At 53.0% G+C, this 21740-nt stretch carries 11 protein-coding genes and 1 CRISPR repeat array (1 of these 12 only partly in view); of the genes, 7 read left to right on the top strand and 4 right to left on the bottom strand.

The features are described 5' to 3' along the window. The first annotated feature begins 4 nt into the window (after positions 1-4). Positions 5-2794, top strand: coding sequence for a hypothetical protein (locus tag J0A68_RS16055; protein ID WP_206579249.1), 2790 nt, complete (start codon positions 5-7; stop codon positions 2792-2794). A 15-nt stretch (positions 2795-2809) separates the two neighbouring features. Here the strand turns inward: J0A68_RS16055 and J0A68_RS16050 are convergent, their stop codons facing one another. Then, positions 2810-4117, bottom strand: coding sequence for a hypothetical protein (locus J0A68_RS16050; protein WP_206579248.1), 1308 nt, complete (start codon positions 4115-4117; stop codon positions 2810-2812). A gap of 199 nt (positions 4118-4316) precedes the next feature. On the opposite strand from J0A68_RS16050, the gene J0A68_RS16045 reads away from it, so the two are divergent. Together J0A68_RS16045 and J0A68_RS16040 are read left to right on the top strand one after the other, a co-directional pair. Beyond that, a complete protein-coding gene (locus tag J0A68_RS16045; RefSeq protein WP_206579247.1) occupies positions 4317-4889 on the top strand; it encodes a Pycsar system effector family protein in 573 nt (190 codons plus the stop codon). A 180-nt stretch (positions 4890-5069) separates the two neighbouring features. Then, positions 5070-6992 (top strand): ATP-binding protein, encoded by a 1923-nt coding sequence (locus J0A68_RS16040; protein WP_206579246.1) that lies wholly within the window; start codon positions 5070-5072, stop codon positions 6990-6992. A 211-nt stretch (positions 6993-7203) separates the two neighbouring features. Here J0A68_RS16040 and J0A68_RS16035 read toward each other — a convergent pair whose 3' ends face one another. Together J0A68_RS16035 and J0A68_RS16030 are read right to left on the bottom strand one after the other, a co-directional pair. Continuing rightward, the gene (locus tag J0A68_RS16035) at positions 7204-7893 is read right to left on the bottom strand and encodes an SIMPL domain-containing protein (protein ID WP_206579245.1); all 690 of its coding nucleotides are present in this window, start codon (positions 7891-7893) and stop codon (positions 7204-7206) included. A gap of 178 nt (positions 7894-8071) precedes the next feature. Beyond that, the gene (locus J0A68_RS16030) at positions 8072-10243 is read right to left on the bottom strand and encodes a B12-binding domain-containing radical SAM protein (RefSeq protein WP_206579244.1); all 2172 of its coding nucleotides are present in this window, start codon (positions 10241-10243) and stop codon (positions 8072-8074) included. A 250-nt stretch (positions 10244-10493) separates the two neighbouring features. On the opposite strand from J0A68_RS16030, the gene nagB reads away from it, so the two are divergent. Both nagB and J0A68_RS16020 read left to right on the top strand, forming a co-directional pair. Further along, positions 10494-11324, top strand: a complete 831-nt coding sequence (gene nagB / locus J0A68_RS16025; RefSeq protein WP_206579243.1) for a glucosamine-6-phosphate deaminase — start codon at positions 10494-10496, stop codon at positions 11322-11324. A 406-nt stretch (positions 11325-11730) separates the two neighbouring features. Further along, positions 11731-13074, top strand: coding sequence for a Gfo/Idh/MocA family protein (locus J0A68_RS16020; protein WP_206579242.1), 1344 nt, complete (start codon positions 11731-11733; stop codon positions 13072-13074). 133 nt (positions 13075-13207) lie between these two features. Here J0A68_RS16020 and J0A68_RS16015 read toward each other — a convergent pair whose 3' ends face one another. Continuing rightward, positions 13208-17104, bottom strand: a complete 3897-nt coding sequence (locus J0A68_RS16015) for a glycosyltransferase (RefSeq protein WP_206579241.1) — start codon at positions 17102-17104, stop codon at positions 13208-13210. Between the two features lie 140 nt (positions 17105-17244). Here J0A68_RS16015 and J0A68_RS16010 point away from each other — a divergent pair, with 140 nt between their 5' ends. Both J0A68_RS16010 and J0A68_RS16005 read left to right on the top strand, forming a co-directional pair. Further along, entirely contained in the window at positions 17245-18576 is a 1332-nt protein-coding gene (locus tag J0A68_RS16010) for a glycoside hydrolase family 2 TIM barrel-domain containing protein (protein WP_206579240.1), read from the top strand. A gap of 138 nt (positions 18577-18714) precedes the next feature. Further along, positions 18715-19203 carry a hypothetical protein gene (locus J0A68_RS16005; protein WP_206579239.1) on the top strand — a complete coding sequence of 163 codons (489 nt, stop codon included), beginning with the start codon at positions 18715-18717 and terminating at the stop codon, positions 19201-19203. A 125-nt stretch (positions 19204-19328) separates the two neighbouring features. Then, positions 19329-21740: a CRISPR direct-repeat array (repeat unit 46 nt; unit sequence GTTGTGAATTGCTTTCAAATCAGTACTTTCCTAGGGAAATCACAGC); it runs 4534 nt beyond the window's last position.

Genomic DNA, 21740 nt, shown 5'->3' with positions numbered 1-21740 from the left:
GGGGATGGACCAGCCGATGCCCCTCGATGAGTTTTTAACCCAAGTCCGCCAGGTGGATTTTTCCCTGCCTGAGCACGAGCCGCTGCTGGTCCAGTCCATCTCCTATCTCGGCAACTACGGGGTGCGTACCCGCCAAGACCGGCTCCAGCTCCAGCTAGCCTTCCTCGAACTGACGGCTTTGTACCTGAGAAACTACCTTGAGTATCCGCAGGAAGCGGAGGTATTGGGTCTGCGAAAAGAGATCCAGGAAGCCTACCAGCGCCTCTATGCGCCTGACTCCATGGGCTTGCGTTGCCACCAGTTTTTGCAGGAAGTCTCTGCCAAGATCCGCGAGCAGGACTACGAAGCGGCCTTGGCTACGCTCAGCGAGTCCTTCCAAACCCTGTCGGACTGGGACTATGCCTCCAGCGAATCGAATGACGCCCTTTTCCAAAACCTGATCCTTCAGCTGCACAGCCTCCAGATTCTGATCCAGTTTACGGAGGCCTATCCGGAAGACCACGAGGGGAAAAGTACCGCCGAGCAGCTGCTGGCCCGCTGCTTTATCCAGTTTCAGGACGAGGGTTTTGATCCTGAGTATTGGACGATGGCAACGCAGGAATTGGAAAACCTGAAGCCAACGCTCACCGAAGAGGCACATGCCTACTGTTTCAATATACTGATCGCTTTGGTGCTCTATTTTGACCCGGAGCATGTTCCTCTTTTGGAGAAAATGGGAGCCGAACACGTGGCGGCGATCCAGACCTACCTGGCCTCTCTGCAAACCAAATCCCCCGAAATCCAGCAACCAGACACCGAACTGGATACCCCGGAAATCATCCAAAACTATCGGGCCAGGATGGAAAAAGACGGTTTTTCCGAACACGCGATGTACGAGGCTATCGCGTTGGTCAGAAAAAGGCTGGACGACGAATCCATGGACTTCGACGGATACATCGCATTTGTGGGGGAGCTGGTCGACTGCTCCCGTCAATACGCAAACGCCGAAACCAACGAACTGCTGGACGAGGTCATCCAAGGCTTGCTCGCCATGAAAGACTACGTCGAGCAAGCGCCCGACCCGCCCACCGCCGAGGAAATCAAGAAGGAGATGGAAGCGAATATTGCCGAACTGGATCGACAGCTGGCAGGCGGCCGTTCGGTATCGGCAGCGCTCACCCGTTTTTTCAACCAGTTTACCCTGCTCACACTCAAGCTGGGGAGCCTGTCCGAAGACGAGCTTCGGCTGATCGCGGAGCTGTTCCGGATGTTCATCCCCACCCTGCTGCGGACGATCGAAAAACAGGTACCGGAGGAAATGCGGCCGTTTTACCCACAGATTCAGCAGTTTTACTCCCAAATCACCGCTTTCATGGACCAGCTGGACGATCCCGAATGGCAGCAGGACCTCGCCATGGAAAATTTCGGAGAAAGCACCCAGCGATTCATAGGGGCCGCGCACCTGCTGCCCATCGCTCCCGGGTTTGAGGACAACCGGATGATCAGACAGTTTTTGGAGCTTTTCCCCCAGCTGGCGATCCGAATGGCGAATCTCGACGAAAACCTCCAGGGGGAAGACAAAAAAGAAGCGGAGCGCATCCAAGCGGCTCGGGAAGACATCATGAACCTACTTCGGTCGGCCTACACGCTCCCACAGCTGATACAGCATCAGCAGTTTGGCCTGCGGCAGATTGCCTACGACATCGGGCGGTTTGAGCGGCGAAAACTGCTCTATTTTTCACCCAGCTCCCTTCCGGCCCACGAGGTGATCCTGCACGTCAACCAGGTCTTTTTCAGCGGAGCGCCAGCCGTCCGAGGCATTTTGGAAAAGTCCTGCAGGGACTGCGGCCTGCAACTGGCCACCCAAAAATCGAACACTACCAGCCTGGACGACCGCTGGATCCAGCTCCGTGAATCCGGCCTTGCCATCTTTGACTTCAGCGGCTTTGACCCCGCGCTTTCCGATCCGAAGGAATGGAAACACACCGAGGCCGAAAACACCGCCCTGCAGCACGCTTCCCAGACAGCCCTTGCGGCATTTGAGTGTGGCTGGGCTTTGGCTTTGGGAAAACCCATGGTCGTGATTTTGAAAGCGGGGCAGACTGCACCTTTTGACATCGACATCCATCCCTGCCGACTGCAGGAAGACGAAGACGATGTGCACCGGCTGATCGAGGCCATCCAGGTCGCTACCTACGGCAAGCCCAGGATATCCAAAGACAACCTCCTCCCCCACTCTGCCGACTACCTCAAAACCATCGCCTCAAGCCTGCCAGAGGACAAAACCCAAGACCTCCTTCAGGCTATCGACGCGAATGTCCACGACGCGACCTTGCTCAAGCTGGTGGGCAAATCGCTGCTCAAGCTGATCCCTGGTGGCAATCACCTCGCTTTTCAGCCCCCATTTGCAGGGGTCTACCCCAAGCAGGCCGGCCAGCGGCAGCTTTTCCACGTGACCGCATTTCGGCCCTGGAGCAAAGCCACCGAGCATACCATCAGATCGGTGTGCGGGGAGATGAACCTGGCCTATCGAGTCGGCTACGACAGCCTCGATCCGGAGATCATGGCCGCGATCTGGAAGGACCTCACCGCGGCCCACTTTGTCGTCGCGGACATCACCCTGCTCAATCCCAATGCTGTGCTGGAACTGGCTGTGGCCATGGCGCTGGGCAAGCCCACGCTGATCATCCACCAGCATGAATTTATCCAGCGGTTTTTCCCGCCTCTGCAAAAAACCAGAACCCACCACTATGACACCGACCAGGCTCCCGAGCACCTGCGCAGCCTGCTGAAAGCTTTTCTGTCGGGGCAATAGCCCAAAAAATCAGCGCTATCGATTCGACTCGCTGATCCAGTGAAACTGCCGCTCGGTCAAAGGAAAGTGACGGTCAAGCTTTCGCAAGACCACCTGCAGGGAGTCATCGCCTTTCGCACCCCTGAGGATCATCTTTCCCTTTTCGGAGAGATCCATGTCAAAACTGGCGACCGGATGGCTCTCTGCGCTGTAGTTTCTCCATTCGATCCGCTCGCCCAGGCTGTCCGGCTGGTAGACAAAATAAGCCCGGCCGTAGCGCATCCTCAGACTGGAATCATTGGCGGCGATGCTGCCGGAGCCGTTGTAGTCAAAGACCACATCCCGCCAGCGCTGCGCGTCGGCCAGGCTTTCCGGGATGGTGTCGCCGTTTTTTACAAAAACCTCCACATGATAAATCCCCGGCTCTACCGGATCCATCACCAGGTCCTTGGTCGCGTGGTATTGACTGTAATAGTTGTAGTAATTGTAGGTCGTGTAGCCAAAACTGGAAAGAAAAAAAAAGACCTTGAGCACCAGTCTGCCCGAGTTCTGCCACTTTTTGGCCCAGGACTTTTCATACAGGGAGGAGGGCAATACCGCCTTGTTTTGCACAAAAAACGCAAACAAGCGCTCCCGCTCCTGCCAGACCAAGAAGACACTCAAAATCAAAAGATGCAGGGAGTAGATCTTCACGGGGATGTCATAGCTGAAATTCAGCATCACCACATTGGCAAAAACCCCCACGGCCAAAAGCGCGCCCAGGAGTGCGGTTTTTCTCCAGACCAGCAGCAGGGCCACAGCCACCTCGGCCAGCCCCGAAAAAATCTGATAAGGGCCGCTGTACCCGATGAACATCCAGGAAAAACGCATCGGCAGATAGTCGCCCAGCGGCGTGGCCAATTGGCTCAGGTTGGGAAAGTGCATCTGCATCGCAAAGACCTTCAGTATCCCGTAGGAAAAGGAAATCCCGGCAAGGCTGTAGCGGAGAAACACGCAAAGTCCATGCTGCCAGACGGGATAGGAGGTTCGCTTTTTCCCGAAAAAAGTCCATGCCAGTCCTCCCAGCACCGCGAGGGCCAGCATGGTAAACACCTGCGCCCAAGCAAAACTGGTGTCGCCGCTCCCACCGCCGTTTTGGTTGAGCGTGGGACTGATGTGGAAGAGCTGATCATTGAGAAAAAAAGTCAACGCATCCAGCGGCAAGAGTGCGGTTCCCGGCAGCCAATACAGGCCAGGAATGACCGCCAAAAACTGGAGAGGATTGAAATACAGCAGAAAATAGACAAAGGCTATCCGAAAAGAAATGCGGCCAAAGACTGACCAAACGGGGGATTGTAGAAGCATAGAAAAAGAATTAAAAGAGCAGGAATCCTGAAAATCAAAAAGTTTTGAGTAAAAACAAAGCCGTTGGCGAGGTCTCTGGCGCGCGAACGGCCTAAACCCATCGGCGTTTCGCTCCGTTTCCCCCCTTCCCGGGGGACTCCGCACAGACTTTGAGCGATCCTGTGAATAATTGCTTAAATTCATGGGAAATACCCTAGCAATGGAACCCCCAATCACGGAACATAAGAAAGGCAAGGAAAAAAGCCAGCGCGAAAAACAAACCTATTTCCGCGTGGCTTTCAAAAACAACTGCAACCTGCTCCAGATCGCCGACAACAAGGCCAACATCATCATCACGATCAACTCTGTGGTCATCTCCTCCACCATCGCGGTACTCGGCTACGGCACCGTCTCCCATCGAATCCAACTGGACTCCCTGCTCACCATAGGCCCGGTGCTGCTTTTTCTCTCGGTAATCCTAGCCTCCACCATGCTGGCGGTACAGGCTGCCAAGCCCTCCATCATCGGTACGGAAAAAAGACCCAACGGTAAACCAAGATCCAGCCTCCTGTTTTTTGCCGAAAGCTCCAAGTTCAGCCTGGAGGACTACCTCAGCGAAACCCATGAGATGCTGGAAAACAAAGGCGAGATCCTGGACCAAATGACCACCTCGCTCTACTACCAAGGAAAAGTGCTGAACCGCAAGTACCGGCTTGTCCGAAAAGCCTATGAAATATTCCTCTTGGGACTTGCCGTGGGCATTTTGAGCTTCATTGGCTTTATCGCCTACTGACACCCGGACTTAAGCGCTGTCCGGGACAAACACCCTGCTGAACCATTCCTTCCTCCACCTTCTGGAAAAACAGCTTTCCGGCCATAATATCCTATCGAATTCCGTGTAATCCTGCATGGATTTCTTCGTTTTCGAATGCATATTTAGCCATCACCCGCTGCGCAAAACCTCCCACACCGAATGCTCGCTTTTTTGCTAGTCCTCTGGACAAGTCTACAGACTCCCCTGTCCTTTCCCGACAGTCTGCTCCACCAAATTTCCCGCTCAGAATCCGACTCCGCCAAAGCGGCCATGTACCTCGATCTTGCCAAGCACTACTATGGCTTTGAGCAGGACACGGCAATCCGCTACGCCCAGCAGTCGCTGGAGCTGGCAGAGCGCGCAGGGCAGGAAAAAATCCAGTCCAACGCCTACAATGTGATGGGCGTGGCGCTTCTGATCCGCTCGGAGTACGAGGAGGCGCTGAAAACCCATCTTCGGGCTTTGGCCATTCGGGAAAAACTCCAAGACTCCACAGGCGTCATGGAGTCCAACATCAACATCGGAAACGTCTACTACCGCAACGGCGACATGGGCAGGGCGGCGGAGATGTACGAGAAGGCACTTGGCTATGCCTTGGCCGTCAAACACCTAAGAGGGCAATCCATGATCTACAACAACCTCGGCAACTACTACAAAGACCGATGGAATCGCACCGAAGACCCAAAAGACTACGAACAGGCGCTGACCTACGTGCAGCAATCCCTGCGGATCAAGGAAGAACTGAATGACCACAACGGCCTGGTGAAAACACTGACCCAACTCTCCCAGCTTACCATCCAAGACAAGACCAAAGCCAAAGAATACCTCCTGCGGGCGCTGTCCATCGCCGAGGCCAACCAAAACACGGAAAACAAGATCTCAGTCCTCCACGAGCTGGCCAACTACCATCTCCAGCAAAAGGACTACGCCCAGGTCAAAGACTACGCGCGACAGGCCTATACCCTCGCCAAGGAGGCCGGCTCGCACTTCTACATCTCCATCTCCGCCGAGTATCTCGTCGATGCCGCGCTGGGCCAAAACGACTACAAAGCCGCCTACGAATACCTCTCCATCAAGAAGGACGCTGACGAAGCCGTCTTCAACGACAGCCGCCAGAAGATCCGCGAGGAGCTGCTCGTCCAGTACGAAACCGAAAAGAAAGAGCTGGAAAATCAACGGCTCACCCATGAGCAGCAGTTTCTGGACCTCTCCATCCAGCGCAGAAACGAGCTTCTGGCCGGTACCGCCGTCTTGGTGCTGGTGTTGGGAGTCTTGTATTGGCAACAGAAAAAAAACCACGGAAAGCTCAAGCGCGCCCATCAGCAGCTGGAGGACGCCCACCTGCTGGCAACGAGCCAAAACGCGCAAATACAGGAGCAGGCCGACCGTCTCAACGCCACCAACCACGAACTCAGCCGTGCCAGCAAGTTTCGGGACAAGATCTTCTCCGTGATCTCCCATGACCTCAGGGCGCCCTTCTCCTCCCTCCACAGCATCATCCAGCTTTGGGACAAAAAGATCCTTTCCGAAGAAGAACTCTTCGAAGTCATGCCCCTGATTGCCCGCGAGACCAACGCCCTCTCACTCATGCTCAACAATCTCCTCATGTGGGCCAAATCCCACCTGGGTACCGAGGAGGGTCAGGCCAGCCAGTTTGACCTCGACGAACTGGTCTCCGAAAACATCGACCTGCTGCTCCCCCAGATCCTGCAAAAAAACCAAACGCTCAGCCTCGATCGTCAGGCTGGGCTCAGGATCAGCTCCGACCGGGAGCGCCTCAGCTTCATCCTGAGAAACATCCTGATGAACGCCATCAAATTCACTCCCTCGGAGGGAAAAATCACCGTCGCCTATCCCAGCCGCGACGAGATCCTCATCCGGGACACCGGCGCGGGCATGTCCCCCACCATGCTCGCGAAGCTTTTCACCGACAGGGTCGCATCGCAGAAAGGCACCGAAGGCGAATCCGGCACCGGCATCGGCCTGATGCTCTGTCAGGAATTTGCCGAGAGCATAGGCGCAAAAATCCTCGTGGAAAGCAGCCCCGGCAAGGGAAGTACTTTCAGGATCGTCTTAAACTAATAACAACCCGTCCCCCGGCAGCAGCGATTCAAACTTGGACTCCCTTACTCGACACAAAAAACTCGGATGGTAGATCCCCCATCCAAGAAAACCGAAAGGTGTTGATTCGTCAGGGATCCGTGCTGCCCTCTGTGAAAATTTGCGGGAAATCGGAAGATCATAAAAAAAGCCCGGTCTCCCGGGCTTCCTAACTTGCTCATGATTGTCGTTTTCAATACGTGTACTTCACATAGACTCTTTTGGTCAGGGACTGCTCCTCGGTCTCGATGACCATGTCCGCCGACTCGGCCATTGCCATTTTGGCGTTGTACATCGGCACAGGGCGGAAGTTTTGCTCCATCGTCACATTGAAGACCCGCAGGCCTTTCAAGTTCAGCGTGCTGCCGATGAGGTTTGCCCGTGCCTCCGCATCTTTCAGCGCCTCGGCCAGCAGCGTGTTTTCCAGGGATTTTCGGGTGGCCTCGGAGACTCCAAAGCTAAGGTTGTAGCTCATGTCACCTGCTCCTTGGATGGCGTCGGAGATCTTGTGCAGGTCCTCGTTGGTCGCGGAGGTCACGATACGCAGGTTCTGTCGGGCTACGTAGCCGCTGTCCTTTTGGGTACCGGAGCGGTAGATGCGATTGACGTCCACGGCGTAGTTGTCGGCCACCAGCTTGTAGTCCTTGATCCTCCCCTTGCGGAGGGCATCGGCGAGGCTTTGGGCCTTTTTGTTGAGTACATTGACCGCGTCATTGACCTTCATGGCTTTTTCCTCCAGGGAAATCATGAAGATCGCCTCGTCCGGAGCCGTCTTGCGCTCTGCATAGCCTTCCACCTCGATCAGGGGGATTTGCTGGGTTTGCTGCGCAAAAATCGGGAAAGCCAGAGCGAGGGCCAGGGTTAAAGTCAGGAGTCGTTTCATAGTGATCTCAGTTTAGTTGCGAATGATACTGGTCAAAAGACGCACCAGAAAGGAAGGTGCTACAGAAAATAGCTTTTCTGCCTAGTGAATTTAGAAAAATTAAGAAGGTAAAAGGGAAAGTCTGACTGCCCATCACAAAGCCTAGCAACTTCCCCGGCACCGGCCAAAAGGCCTGGACTCAAAACACCAGCAAGCCGTGCTCCCTGAGGATATCCCAAACCTCGGACTCCAACAGTTCCCCAAAGTCGCCCAATTCCTCCTCGTAGCGTTCCCGGATCGGCTTCAGGGTATTCAGCGCTTGCTCGTAGCTGGTGGTGGCCAAAAGCCAAGCCACCCACTCACCCAGCTCCAGCGGAAGCTCGATGGCGAAATCCTCCTTTTTCCCCGAGAAAACCAGCTCGCAAAAGCCCTCCTCGGCATCGACCAAATCGGGCTGTGCACCGATCCAAAGAACACGGTTTTGATCCCGATAGCCGGGAGCAGCCTCAGACTGGATCTGCCGCTCGATGTATTTTTTGGGGATGGAGGTGGCAGGCACCTTCACGTCAAACCAGTCCCGCAGCGGAATCTCAAATCCCACGCCGTGCATGTAGTTGAAGAGGGATTTTCGCAGACCTTCGGAAAAGAGCGCATGGTCAACCCCGGTGGGGTCTTCGTAGTCCAGCTCGTTGTTTGCAAAAGCACCCGGTCCCAGATCGGTGCGCTTCACGCTGAAGGCGGCCGGATCCATGCCTACCGGACTGTGGGCGGTCATGGCGAAGCGATGCCAAAAGCCTGACTGCAAGACTCCCGCCTCGAAGAGCTGCCGGACCATTTCCATGGAGTCCACCGTCTCTTGGGCGGTCTGCGTCGGATAGCCGTACATGAGGTAGGCATGCACCATGATGCCCGCTTGGGTAAAATGGTTGGTCACCTGGGCCACCTGCGCCACGGTCACGCCCTTTTTGATCAGAGCCAAAAGCCGATCCGATGCCACTTCCAAGCCTCCCGACACGGCAATGCATCCGGAAGCCCGCAGCAGTCGGCACAGGTCTGCGGTGAAGCTGCTCTCAAATCGGATATTGGTCCACCAGACCACCACCAGGCCTCTCCTCAAAATCTCTATGGCAAGATCCCGCATCAAAGCGGGAGGCGCGGCTTCGTCCACAAAATGGAAGCCATTGGTACCGGTCTGGGCCATGATCTCCTCGATGCGGTCGCAAAGGATGGCGGCATTGATGGGCTCGTAGCGCCCGATGTAGTCCAGGGAAATATCGCAAAAGGTACACTTCCCCCAGTAGCAGCCATGGGCAAGCGTGAGCTTGTTCCATCGCCCATCGCTCCAGAGCCTATGCATGGGATTGGCCACCTCGATCACCGACAGGTAGTCCCGCAGCTGCAGGTCCCCGTAGTCCGGTGTCCCCACCTCACGCTGGGGAAGGTCTTTGACCGCAGGGTTGTTGATGAATTTCACCTCTCCCGCTGTCCGGACAAAAGTCCTCTTCAGTCCCTCCAAGGGGACTTTCCCCTCCAAATGATCCAAGAGCAGACGTACGGGAGCTTCCCCGTCGTCCAGTGTGATGTAGTCCACGTAGTCGAAGACACGGGGATCTTTCAGGCTTCTAAGCTCGGTGTTGGGATAGCCGCCCCCCATCCATACTTTGATGGCAGGGTGGTTTTTTTTCAGGTATTGGCCGCACTTGAGCGCACCGTAGAGATTGCCGGGAAAAGGCACCGAAAATGCCACCGACTCCGGCTGCCAGCGCTGGATTTTTTCCTCCAAAAGCTCCAGCATCAGGGAATCGATCAGGCTGAGCGGCCGCCTGAGCGCCTCGTCCATTTCGTCAAAACTCAGCGCGGACATACCCAGCCGCTCGGCGTAGCGGCTAAAACCGAAATGCGGATCCACCGCCTCGGTGATCAGGTCGCCGATATCCTCCAGGTAGAGCGTGGCCAGATACCGGGCCTTGTCGCGCACTCCCAGCGAACCAAAGGCCCAGTCCATATCGTCCAATTGCTCGAATCGGCCTGCTTCGGGCAGAAAATCCCCTTCGGAAATATGGTAGGCCAGGGTGGGATTTTTGTCCTGCAGGAAGTCGATCACCGAGCGGATGGTCTGGAGGTAGGAGGCTTTCATCCGGAGAATCCGCGCCGCGTTGTCGGAGAGCTCATCCGCCTTTTTCGCCGCGATTTCAAAAACCTGCGTCAGGCCTTTTTTGGAAAAAAGCGCCAGAATCGCCTCTATGCCCAGATCCGCCTGCCGGGACGGCACTTGGAGCGTGTTCAGGAAACCTTTGAGGTAGGCCGTCGCCGGATAGGGCGTGTTGAGCTGGGTAAACGGCGGCGTGACGAATAGGACTTTGGTCGACAAGGGAAAAGGGATTTGACTGGGCCAAAGGTCGGAAAGAATGGGGATTTTTTCACCGCGAGCATTCAAGCCGGGACAAATCTGTCCCCCACGGCCCGGAGGGATGCGGAATCCCGGCAGGCACCGCTAGTACTATTGGCAAAAAAGGGGGTATTGTTTCAGGCAGCTGGGGAAAAGAATGGATTCAGGCCGAGGCCTGGTCTGGACTTTTTTTGAAATTGCGACCCAAATATCCAATCAAACCACTCACACGATGAGACTCCTCATTCACGAACACTATGATTTGCTTTCCAAATGGGTGGCAAACTACATCGTCGGCAAGATCCAAGCCCACCAGGAAAAGAGCACAAAACCCTTTGTCCTGGGGCTCCCTACCGGCTCCTCCCCGGTAGGAACGTACCGGGAGCTGGTGAAGCTCAACCAAAAGGGCAAGGTATCTTTCAAAAACGTCATCACTTTCAACATGGACGAATACGTGGCACTCGCGGAGTCCCACCCGGAAAGCTACCACTCGTTTATGTATACCCATCTTTTCAACCACATCGATATCCCCGCCGAAAACATCCACATCCTGGACGGCAACGCCCCGGACCTCGAGGCGGAATGCCAGCAGTATGAGGAAAAGATCAAGGCTGTCGGCGGGATAGACCTCTTCCTCGGCGGGATAGGGATAGACGGCCACATTGCCTTCAACGAGCCCGGCTCCTCCCTCAGCTCCCGCACCCGGGTCAAAACCCTGAACACCGAGACCCGCATGGTTAACTCCAGATTTTTTGACAACGACATCAACCAAGTGCCCAAACTGGCCCTGACCGTCGGCGTGGGCACGGTGATGGACGCCAGGGAAGTGGTCATCATCGTCAGCGGCCACCAGAAATCCCGCGCCCTGCACATGGCCGTGGAAGGAGGCGTCTCCCACATGTGGACGCTCAGCGCCCTGCAGCTCCACAACAAGTCCATGATCGTCTGCGACGAGGCAGCTACCGACGAACTCAAAGTCAGCACCTACAAGTACTTCAAGGACATCGAAAAGGACAACATCGGCCCTAGCCTGGGCAAGGACGGGGAGGAATACCTCTTTTAGCGACTGGTGAGCGGTAAGCATTGAATGGTATGGGCAAAGCGAAAGGGACAAGTCTGTGACCAAAGTGGCAAGGCGACACTAGTCTTTTTGCGAAAAAGGAAAGTTATATCCACGAGAGATTCCCGCTTGAGCCCCCAAGCCTAGCCGTGTAAGCAGCTTTTTGCACTGCGGACACCGCTATCGGGCGCTGACCATTTTCTTCTGTTTTTCGGATGAAAAGGTCCGAAATCGTTTGAGTTAATACTTTGACCGTTGCACACTTTATTGGGGATGTTTAGAGAATTAAAATTTATCTTCCCTCTGTGAGCAAAGGACTTGCCTGGAAAAACCACGGTCAAATGTCCACTTAGACGACTGCGAGGAAACTTTCGACGACGATAAATAACCTAATAACTAACAGATAGAAATGGCAAAAAACCCATCCCGAAGATCATTTATGAAAAAGACCGCAGTCGCCGGCGCGGCGGCAGTCTTTGCGCCCACCATCATCCCCGCCAAAGCTTTTGGCGCCAATGACCGCATCAACGCCGCCGTACTTGGCGTGAACGGTCGGGGACAAACCCACATCGCCAGCCTCATGGTGCAGGACAATGTCCAAGTGACTACACTCTGCGATCCGGATATGAGACTGCTGAAGGAAAGACAGAAAAGCTTCAAGGAAAAATACAAGGCGGACGTAGCGCTGGAGCAAGACCTCCGCAAAGTCTACGACAACCCGGACATCGACGTGGTGAGCATCGCCATGCCTAACCACTGGCACTCCCTGGCGACCATCTGGGCCTGCCAAGCGGGCAAGGATGTCTACGTGGAAAAACCCGGTTCGCACAACATCGCCGAAGGGCGAAAAATGGTCGAGGCGGCCTACAAGTACGACCGCATTGTCCAGCACGGCGTGCAGCTGAGAAGTTCTCCCGCAGTGCAGGAAGCCATCCAGCTGATGCGCGACGGCTACATAGGCAAGGTGTACATGGCCCGCGGCTTGGTGTTCCGCATGCGTGGTGACATCGGCGACAAAGGCTTTTCCCCTATCCCCGAAGGCGTGGACTACGACCTGTGGACCGGCCCGGCCCCCAAGCGTCCATTCACCGAAAACCTGGTGCACTACAACTGGCACTGGCACTGGGACTATGGGAACGGGGACGTGGGAAACCAAGGCATCCACGAGACCGATCTTTGCCAGTGGGGACTGGACGTAGGCCTGCCTACCAAGATCACCTCCATGGGCGGCAAGTTTCTCTGGAAAGACTGCAAAGAAACCCCGGAACTCCTGACTTCCATCTACCACTATCCCGAGGAGGACAAGATCATCCAGTTTGAGGTGCGTCCATGGCTGACCAACAACGAAGGCGGCGCCACCGTGGGCAACATCTTCTATGGAGACAAGGGCTACATCGTGATCGACGGCTACGACAAGTACAGCTCCTTCCTCGGCAAGGACAATACCCCAGGCAAGTCCAACTCTGACGGAGGCCAGGCTGCCAGCGGCGTCGATCGTGGACTCGGAGGTACCGATGCGCACTTCGAAAACTTCATCAAGGCCGTGCGCACCCGCGACAGCTCCATCCTCAACGGCCCCGTGGAGACCGCCCACCTTTCCTCAGCCTTGGCACACCTGGGCAACATCGCCTACCGTCTCGACCGCGTACTGAACTTTGACCCCAAATCGGAGAAGTTTGTCAATGACGCCGAAGCAGACGCGATGCTGACCCGCAATTACAGAAAAGGCTTTGAGGTGCCGGATGTGGTCTAAGCGACCATGACAAACCCCAACAATAAAACCCGGCAGGATCGCTCCTGCCGGGTTTTTCTTTTTTCTTCCATGCTATCGAAACGACCACAAACCGGCCTTTCCCACAACTGGAATTGTTGCTTTTCAAAAAGATCTACTGCCCCGATACCAACAGCGGCCTGGATGCGGTGATCGTGTTTCCCTCAGAATCCTTTGCATAGAGGTAGAGTCTCGAAGGCTTGGCAGGCATCTGTATCTCTACAAACTTCCCCTCCAGCTTGGTTGCCAGCACGGGAGTACTCCTTTGCCAGTTTTCGTCGTACACTTCCCAGCTGTACTCCAAATCCCCCTCATACCCATTGGTCACGGCGGCGGACAGCCAAAGGGTCTCTCCAGGGCTGAGCACATGCCAATGCCCGGAAATCGTGATATCCGGAAATGATCTTGGCTGCGACGGCTCTTCCTGCCATACGGACTGCAGGGAATAGTAGGAAGGCTTCAGCCTCCCCTTGTGGTCGGTGATCCCAAACCAGGTTGCCGTACCCTCGTAGCGGTCGGTCCAGCTGAAAGCCACTCCGCCCAGGTTGTCCCCCTTGTGCTTCTCTATGTATTCGAGCCACTGGTCTCGATACCAGCCGGCTTTTTTGACCGAGGAAAGCTCGATCAGCAAGCTATCCCTCCAATAGTCTCCCAGCTCTTGGTTCCAATAGCCCTTGGGGCCAAACTCGGTGACCGCGTAAGGCTTACCGGGATAGGCCTGCTCCATGATCTCTTGGAGCTCGCTGATGTTTTCCTCGTAGTAGGAATTGATCCCGATCACATCTACATGGGGGGCAAAAGCCCTGTATTGGGAAATAGCGCCGATCAGGCGTTCGTTGTCATGCTCTTCGGACGAAAATACGGGACGCTGGGGATCGATCTCCCGGATCTGTACCGCCAGCCCGTCCAAAAACTCCAGATAGCTTCTCCTCACCACGCTGAGGTAGGGTTGGGCATAGTGCTTTTTCAGAAGCCCCCAGGTCTCGTTGCCGATGTTCCAGGCGATGATGCTCGGGTTGTCCTTGTGCTTTTCGACGGCTGCGAGCACCTTTTTCCGATAGGAATCCAGCTTCCCTTGGTCTTGCAGGTAGTCCACCTTCGGGTCAAACCAGAAGCCAAACATGACCTTCAGTCCATGCTCATCTGCCGCCCTGAGAATATTTCGGTCATAGATCCCTGGCTCATACCTCCTGATGGTATTGGCTCCCATCTGCTTGATGAGCTCAAAGTCCGCATCCAGCTGCTTTCGGGACAAAGGCTTGAAGCCTTCCTCCCAGTCATTGCCCGCGTTGTAGGCGATTCCTTTGATGTAAAACGGTTCGCCGTCCACTAGAAGCTCATGCGCTCCGTTTCGGGCGACCAGCATCTTGGGGCTGAGTCCGCCCTCACCCGATTCCGTCAGGTAGTTTTTCCCCTCAAACAGCTCAAACTCTTCAGTTGCCTTAGAGACGCCCCCAAGATCAAAGGTCCAATCGATGAATTGGGCATTCTCTGCCGGCCGCCAGGCTGTCACCCAGTTTTTGTCCAGATCGCTGTAGAAAAAAACAGCCGAGCGGATCTCTTTGTGTCGCTCCTGGATGGATGCCATGGCCTGGTCCACCCACTGCTTGCCATCGACTCCGTACGAGGTGGAGCCAAACTCGGCAATCATCACCGGAAGCTCCAGGCCTTGGGCTTTGATACGCTCTTTGAAGGGCGAATAGATTTCGTCAAAAGACTTGGAGGACTGCCCCGGCGAGGCCAAGCCGTAGTTAAGCCCAGTCAAGCCTATCCAGTCAACGTACTGGCTGTAGGAGCCGTCATTGCCGTAGGGAAAATAGGATTCGAATCCCTCTGTTGACCAAGGGCTCCAAACCCACGAGACGTTGTGCGCCCCTACTTTTTCAAACCTATAGTGAAGGTACTTCCAAGCCTCCACGAAGTCCTCCGGACTATTTCCTCCGGATACAGACCATGGGTACATGGGATTCTCCATCTCATGGGCAAACCGCAAAAACACCGGGGAATGGAGGTCCCGCAGTGCCACCGCCATTTCGTCAATATAGGAATCAAAGTATCCGTCGAGTATGTAGCGAAAGATCCGCTTGTTTTCCTTCAGGTCCGCGACATCTTGATACTGTTCAAACAAGTTGGAAAAAGGCTCCCAGGTAAGCATGGGGATGGCCCCATGGGCGACGATGTCCCTCAGTTTCCCGGTCGGTACCTGCCCATCTCCCCAGGCCACGTAGGTAGAGATGATAGACCATTGCATCCCCGATTCATTTTCGATAGCCCGGATGGGAGACAAGTCCGACTTCACATCGGCTTGGGCATTGTACATCCCCAGGTAGAAGCCTCCAAGCTCTTTTTCGATGGGAGTCTTGGGAAGGGGATCGAGGTATTGGTCGCTGCCGATCTTGATGGCTCCCACGATCAGGAGGGAAGTCGATGCCAGAAGCAAGACCAGGGCAAAGCGAAAGCTCAGCCGACTCAATTTGAGATAGGACAGGTGCTGTTCCTTGATCGCATATCGATCTCTAAACTTGTAAAAACTGCTTTTGGACTGGCTGACCCAGGTCGTCTGCCCGATGGCAAATGCGAAAAACAGAACAAAGGCATTGACCAGGGCAAAAGCGGCCATCAGCATGCTGTAAGGCTGCCAGTCTTGGGAAAGCCCATACACCACTGCCCCAAGGGAAATGATCGCCACCAGAAGATTGGGCAGTCCCAAGAGAAACTCCCCCTTGGTGGAGTGTTCTTTTTCCGTAGGAATATAGGGCACCTTGATATTGAGCAGGGTGTACACAAATCCTATGGTGTAGATCCACCAGGTGCCTACCCGCAAAATCCCGCCCATGAGATGAATGCCTCGCTCCTCCTGATGGTTGAGCCAGCCCTGCGCATAGTATCTATAGGCCAAGCTGAAAAGAAAGAAAGGGGTAAAAAACACAAAAAACACCCCGGGATCCACGAGCCAAGGGTATTCGCCCGTAAGCAGGGAATATATCGGGACGACGAAGTCGACAATACCGATCAATCCAAACAAATAGTAAACCGGCAACAAGCCATAGTGGAGCTTTTGCCTCCAATCAAACTTGAAAAACAACTTGGGAAAGAGGTTCAGCCAAAGGTCGAAAGTCCCCCTGCTCCACTTAAGCTGCTGCTTGTAGTAGGCCGAGATGCTACTGGGAACCTGTCCCCGGGAGAGGATCACCGGCTCATACACCGACTTCCACCCTTCCGCATGGAGCAGCATCGAGGTATGCATGTCTTCGGTCAATCCCGGAGCGTGTCCTCCTATAGAGTCCAAAGCAGCTCTCCTAAAAGTACAATTCGCACCAATGGCCTGCGCCGTGCCGTATCCGCTCATGGCCTGCATGTAGGGACCGTAAAAAATATAGGTCTGCTCGGCTGCCCCCTGTGCGATCAGCGACTCCGACTGGTTGCCGTAGGCCTGGACCACCTGCACATAGCCGATCTCGGGATTGTCAAAATGGTGGAGCACATGGTCCAGAAACTCGGGAAAAGGCGCATGGTCTGGATCCAGGATGACGCAGATCTCGCCGGTCGCCTGCTTCAGCGCATTGTTGATATTTCCAGCCTTTGCGTTTTCGTGGGTCTCCCGGGTGACGTGCACCACCCCGAGTTTTTCGCAAAGTTTTTTGGCCACAGGGTCGTTGCCCTCATCGCAGAGGTAGGTCGTATGGGGATAGCGCACGCCCACCATCGCCCTCAAAGTGCGCTCCAACATGTCAAATGGCTCGCCTGGACAGAAAGTAGTCAGCATATCCACCGTGAAGGGGTGCTCGGGAGCCTTGGGTTTGACGGACTTTTGCGGAGGCTCGGGAAGGCCGGCATAGTGATACCACTCAAAGCCCACCTTCAGCAGTTTGAAGAAAAGGGAGCCCGAAAGCAGCCAAAACAAAACCCGCTGTCCGACCCCGACCTCTTCCAAAAAGCCATATAAAAACAGCATCAAAGACAAAAGGCCAAAAATCAGAATTAACTTTCCGAAAAATAGTTTTCTACTCATTGATTAGGCAAAGACAATTTCAGATTCAAAATACATTATTAAGTATTTGAATTGCAAATTTTATTATTCTATTTTTCGTTCGAAAAAGGAAACCAACACATTTCGTCAACCAACCGACAGATCAGTTTTACTAAAAGGCCATGAAAACCAATTTTGAAAGGCATAAATTAGTCACATTTTTTATCGCTTTATTCCTATTCTGTGCTTGCGACCAAGACCTTCCAAAGGTCGAAAATCCCACGGTCGAAGTTAGGTATCAAGACGGAAAAGCCCAACTCTACCGGCATGGCGAGCCTTATTACATCAAGGGCGCTGCCGGAACGGAGCACCTGGATCTCGTGGCCGAATACGGCGGCAATTCTATCCGAACTTGGAGCCTTCACGACGCGGATAGGATTTTGGACGAAGCCCATGCAAAGGGGCTGACCGTCACCCTGGGACTGGAGGTGGGGCGGCCCTCCTGGGGCAATGATTTCAGCTACTGGAAGTATTGGGAAGTGGATAGAAAAATAGAGGAATTGCGTCCCTTGATCGAAAAATACAAAGACCATCCCGCCCTGCTCATGTGGGGAGTGGGCAATGAGGTCAAGGAATATGGTGGCGGACCTAGACCGGTGGTCTTTTACATCATCGACCAGGTCGCCCGAATGATCAAAGAAGTGGATCCCAACCACCCCACGATGACTGCTGTGGACGTCTTTTCCAGCCAAAACAAAGTGGCCTCTTACCGACATGTGATGCCTCACATCGACATCTTGGGATTCAATGCCTTCAAGACCATAGACCAAATGTACGAAAGGGTCTATGAGGACAAGGGCTGGGGCAAGGCTTTCATCGTCTCCGAATGGGGGCCCGATGGCCATTGGGAGATTCCCGCCACGGAGTGGGGCGCACCCAAGGAGATGAGAACCGCCGAGAAGATCCAAGTCATGAAGGAATATTGGGACAAAATCGCCTCGGACAGCTCCCTGCTTTTGGGCAGCTACGCATTCTACTGGGGACATAAGTATGAGGCGACGCATACCTGGTTTAGCGTATTTTCCGAAGATGGAAGCAAAACCGAACTGGCCAACTTCCTAAGATATGCCTGGTCAAAAGAACAAGCCGAAAACTCCGCTCCCGACATCAGCAACATCTTCATAGAAACTGCCCAAGGCCCCGCCTACGACAATGTGTATCTCGAAAACAACACCGAATACATCGCCAAGGCTTTTACCGAAGATCTCGAAGGGGACTCCCTCACCTACAGATGGGAAATCCGGCACGAGGGAAACTACTTCATCGAAGTCAAAGGCTACGACTACAATATGACGGGCTACACCATGGAGCACCTGATAGATAGCGTCGAAGGCGACAGCGTCAGGTTCAAGACGCCAAAAGAAGAAGGCCCCTACCGGATCTTTGCTTTCGCCTACGACCAGCAAGGCAACGTCGCTTCCTACAATGTACCCTTCTACGTGGTGATGAAGTAAGCTGAGAACTACACCGATCAGAGATATCCAACATTCTTAGTAATCCGTTTGCTTTTCCTCCAAGCTTCTTTAACTTGGATTCTTAGGTGTTTCGGCTCCTGCTGAAGCACTATCTGTTCATTGCTCAAACAAGCGAAAATGAAAAAATTGGTATTCCTGGCGGTTTTGTTGTTGAATCTCTTTGCCTCCATCGAGGCTTTTTCCTGCCACTGCTCCGGCAACTATGAGTTCAACACTCAGGAGGATCTGGCGGGTTATGACTTTGTCGCTTTGGTTCAAATCGACTCCATCTATGCCTCGGCAATCCCCAAAACCCATGAAAACGATTTGTTTTACCAAGCGGACCTGACCGTTTTGGAGTCCTTCAAAGGAGACACCCAGGGTTCTATCCTCATACACGGGGGAAACAAAACCGTTACCGAACGCTGGTCTTCTTGCGACATGGGCATCGACAAAAGCGAGACTTGGCTGATCTTTGCCCGACGGGGGGAAAACGGCCAGCTGAAAACCCACTTCTGCACCTTTTCCTCGATGTACGCCAACAGCTCAGGCGAAAAAACAACGCATGGGCGAAGCGTCTCCGATCTGGAAAAGCTTAGAGGTCTTTTTCAAGCAGCCCACCCCTGACAAGAGCCAGTACCAAGAGGGGTATTTGGAAAGGGATTTTGAGCTTGCTGCGGAAGGCCAGTTTTCCCTCTGCCGAGCCATCAAAAATTTCAATTCTTGCTTGGTGCGATTGAAGGCAACGTTTCGTTGTGAATTGCTTTCAAATCAGTACTTTCCTAGGGAAATCACAGCCCCTCACGGTTGGAAAAGAGCTCCGCCAAGGTTGTGAATTGCTTTCAAATCAGTACTTTCCTAGGGAAATCACAGCTCAGCATGAGAAGCAAGTCAGCTTCAACTAGTTGTGAATTGCTTTCAAATCAGTACTTTCCTAGGGAAATCACAGCTGGGAAAAGAACAGTCAGGGAATTGTCTGGTTGTGAATTGCTTTCAAATCAGTACTTTCCTAGGGAAATCACAGCCATCGATGCGGTGCCGTTTACCCCAGCCGTGTTGTGAATTGCTTTCAAATCAGTACTTTCCTAGGGAAATCACAGCATATACACCGTGAACGCGCTCATCATGTTGGTTGTGAATTGCTTTCAAATCAGTACTTTCCTAGGGAAATCACAGCGCATATTCAAAGACACCGCCTTTAGCCTGGTTGTGAATTGCTTTCAAATCAGTACTTTCCTAGGGAAATCACAGCCAATTATAAATATATGTAAACAGCATAATAGTTGTGAATTGCTTTCAAATCAGTACTTTCCTAGGGAAATCACAGCAAGGTCGTGCCCGCCATCATCAGCCTCTGCGTTGTGAATTGCTTTCAAATCAGTACTTTCCTAGGGAAATCACAGCTCAGTTTGCGGGTCTTAGACATGCGATGTAGTTGTGAATTGCTTTCAAATCAGTACTTTCCTAGGGAAATCACAGCCGATCTAGTGTACTAGCTTTATAGGGAACAGTTGTGAATTGCTTTCAAATCAGTACTTTCCTAGGGAAATCACAGCGATCCAGGCCACCGGGGCACCCGGCATGTCGTTGTGAATTGCTTTCAAATCAGTACTTTCCTAGGGAAATCACAGCATCCTGTTTGGCTATGACACCGACGGCAACGTTGTGAATTGCTTTCAAATCAGTACTTTCCTAGGGAAATCACAGCTTTGTCCCTTATATCAACATTCCTGAACCAGTTGTGAATTGCTTTCAAATCAGTACTTTCCTAGGGAAATCACAGCTCGTCCGCTCGGATCATCGTGACCCCTAAGGTTGTGAATTGCTTTCAAATCAGTACTTTCCTAGGGAAATCACAGCTCTAAGATACTACATTAAAGTAGATAATCAGTTGTGAATTGCTTTCAAATCAGTACTTTCCTAGGGAAATCACAGCGATAGAAGCTCTTACCAAAACCCCAAAACCGTTGTGAATTGCTTTCAAATCAGTACTTTCCTAGGGAAATCACAGCATCACCCTAGACGGCACCGATATATGATCCGTTGTGAATTGCTTTCAAATCAGTACTTTCCTAGGGAAATCACAGCTGAAGCAGCCGCTACCGCTATCTGACGTGCGTTGTGAATTGCTTTCAAATCAGTACTTTCCTAGGGAAATCACAGCGAGGACACCGACCGGGGATATCATTTCACTGTTGTGAATTGCTTTCAAATCAGTACTTTCCTAGGGAAATCACAGCAATGAATTTGTGGCCACCAGCGAAGATCCGTTGTGAATTGCTTTCAAATCAGTACTTTCCTAGGGAAATCACAGCGACTCGCCGAGCCTTCTTTGGAGCGATAGGGTTGTGAATTGCTTTCAAATCAGTACTTTCCTAGGGAAATCACAGCTCTGTGTGGTAGGACAATGGTCGAAAATGAGTTGTGAATTGCTTTCAAATCAGTACTTTCCTAGGGAAATCACAGCCGCACCATCTACATTCCGGGCAATGTGTCCGTTGTGAATTGCTTTCAAATCAGTACTTTCCTAGGGAAATCACAGCAAATATTCGCCCAGGGCATCATTCACAACGTTGTGAATTGCTTTCAAATCAGTACTTTCCTAGGGAAATCACAGCAAACTTTTTAAAAAATCAAAAGCCCCAAAGGTTGTGAATTGCTTTCAAATCAGTACTTTCCTAGGGAAATCACAGCCAGATTTTATAAAAAGAGGATTCCATAGTAGTTGTGAATTGCTTTCAAATCAGTACTTTCCTAGGGAAATCACAGCCTGATCTTTTCCGGCATCCACTTCGTGGGAGTTGTGAATTGCTTTCAAATCAGTACTTTCCTAGGGAAATCACAGCGATACCCCGATCCATCCAAAGACCCCACGCGTTGTGAATTGCTTTCAAATCAGTACTTTCCTAGGGAAATCACAGCGGAGATGTTGAGCGGGTTTCTTTCACTATAGTTGTGAATTGCTTTCAAATCAGTACTTTCCTAGGGAAATCACAGCTTAGCCAATATATTAACATTTTGCCCACGGTTGTGAATTGCTTTCAAATCAGTACTTTCCTAGGGAAATCACAGCTCGATGATTTCGAAAATCGTCAAGCTCCTGGTTGTGAATTGCTTTCAAATCAGTACTTTCCTAGGGAAATCACAGCTCAAAGCCGGATAAT

The organism is Algoriphagus oliviformis (assembly GCF_017254915.1).
GTDB lineage: Bacteria > Bacteroidota > Bacteroidia > Cytophagales > Cyclobacteriaceae > Algoriphagus > Algoriphagus oliviformis.
The sequence above is the reverse complement of the archived record's forward strand: the minus strand, read 5'-3'. Positions and strand labels throughout refer to the sequence as shown.

What these genes read in the sequence shown, in the direction of transcription:
- J0A68_RS16055 (WP_206579249.1), top strand. Translation starts at nt 5, where the DNA reads ATGGACCAGCCGATGCCCCTCGATGAGTTTTTAACCCAAGTCCGCCAG.
- J0A68_RS16050 (WP_206579248.1), bottom strand. Translation starts at nt 4,117, where the DNA reads ATGCTTCTACAATCCCCCGTTTGGTCAGTCTTTGGCCGCATTTCTTTT.
- J0A68_RS16045 (WP_206579247.1), top strand. Translation starts at nt 4,317, where the DNA reads ATGGAACCCCCAATCACGGAACATAAGAAAGGCAAGGAAAAAAGCCAG.
- J0A68_RS16040 (WP_206579246.1), top strand. Translation starts at nt 5,070, where the DNA reads ATGCTCGCTTTTTTGCTAGTCCTCTGGACAAGTCTACAGACTCCCCTG.
- J0A68_RS16035 (WP_206579245.1), bottom strand. Translation starts at nt 7,893, where the DNA reads ATGAAACGACTCCTGACTTTAACCCTGGCCCTCGCTCTGGCTTTCCCG.
- nagB (WP_206579243.1), top strand. Translation starts at nt 10,494, where the DNA reads ATGAGACTCCTCATTCACGAACACTATGATTTGCTTTCCAAATGGGTG.
- J0A68_RS16020 (WP_206579242.1), top strand. Translation starts at nt 11,731, where the DNA reads ATGGCAAAAAACCCATCCCGAAGATCATTTATGAAAAAGACCGCAGTC.
- J0A68_RS16015 (WP_206579241.1), bottom strand. Translation starts at nt 17,104, where the DNA reads ATGAGTAGAAAACTATTTTTCGGAAAGTTAATTCTGATTTTTGGCCTT.
- J0A68_RS16010 (WP_206579240.1), top strand. Translation starts at nt 17,245, where the DNA reads ATGAAAACCAATTTTGAAAGGCATAAATTAGTCACATTTTTTATCGCT.
- J0A68_RS16005 (WP_206579239.1), top strand. Translation starts at nt 18,715, where the DNA reads ATGAAAAAATTGGTATTCCTGGCGGTTTTGTTGTTGAATCTCTTTGCC.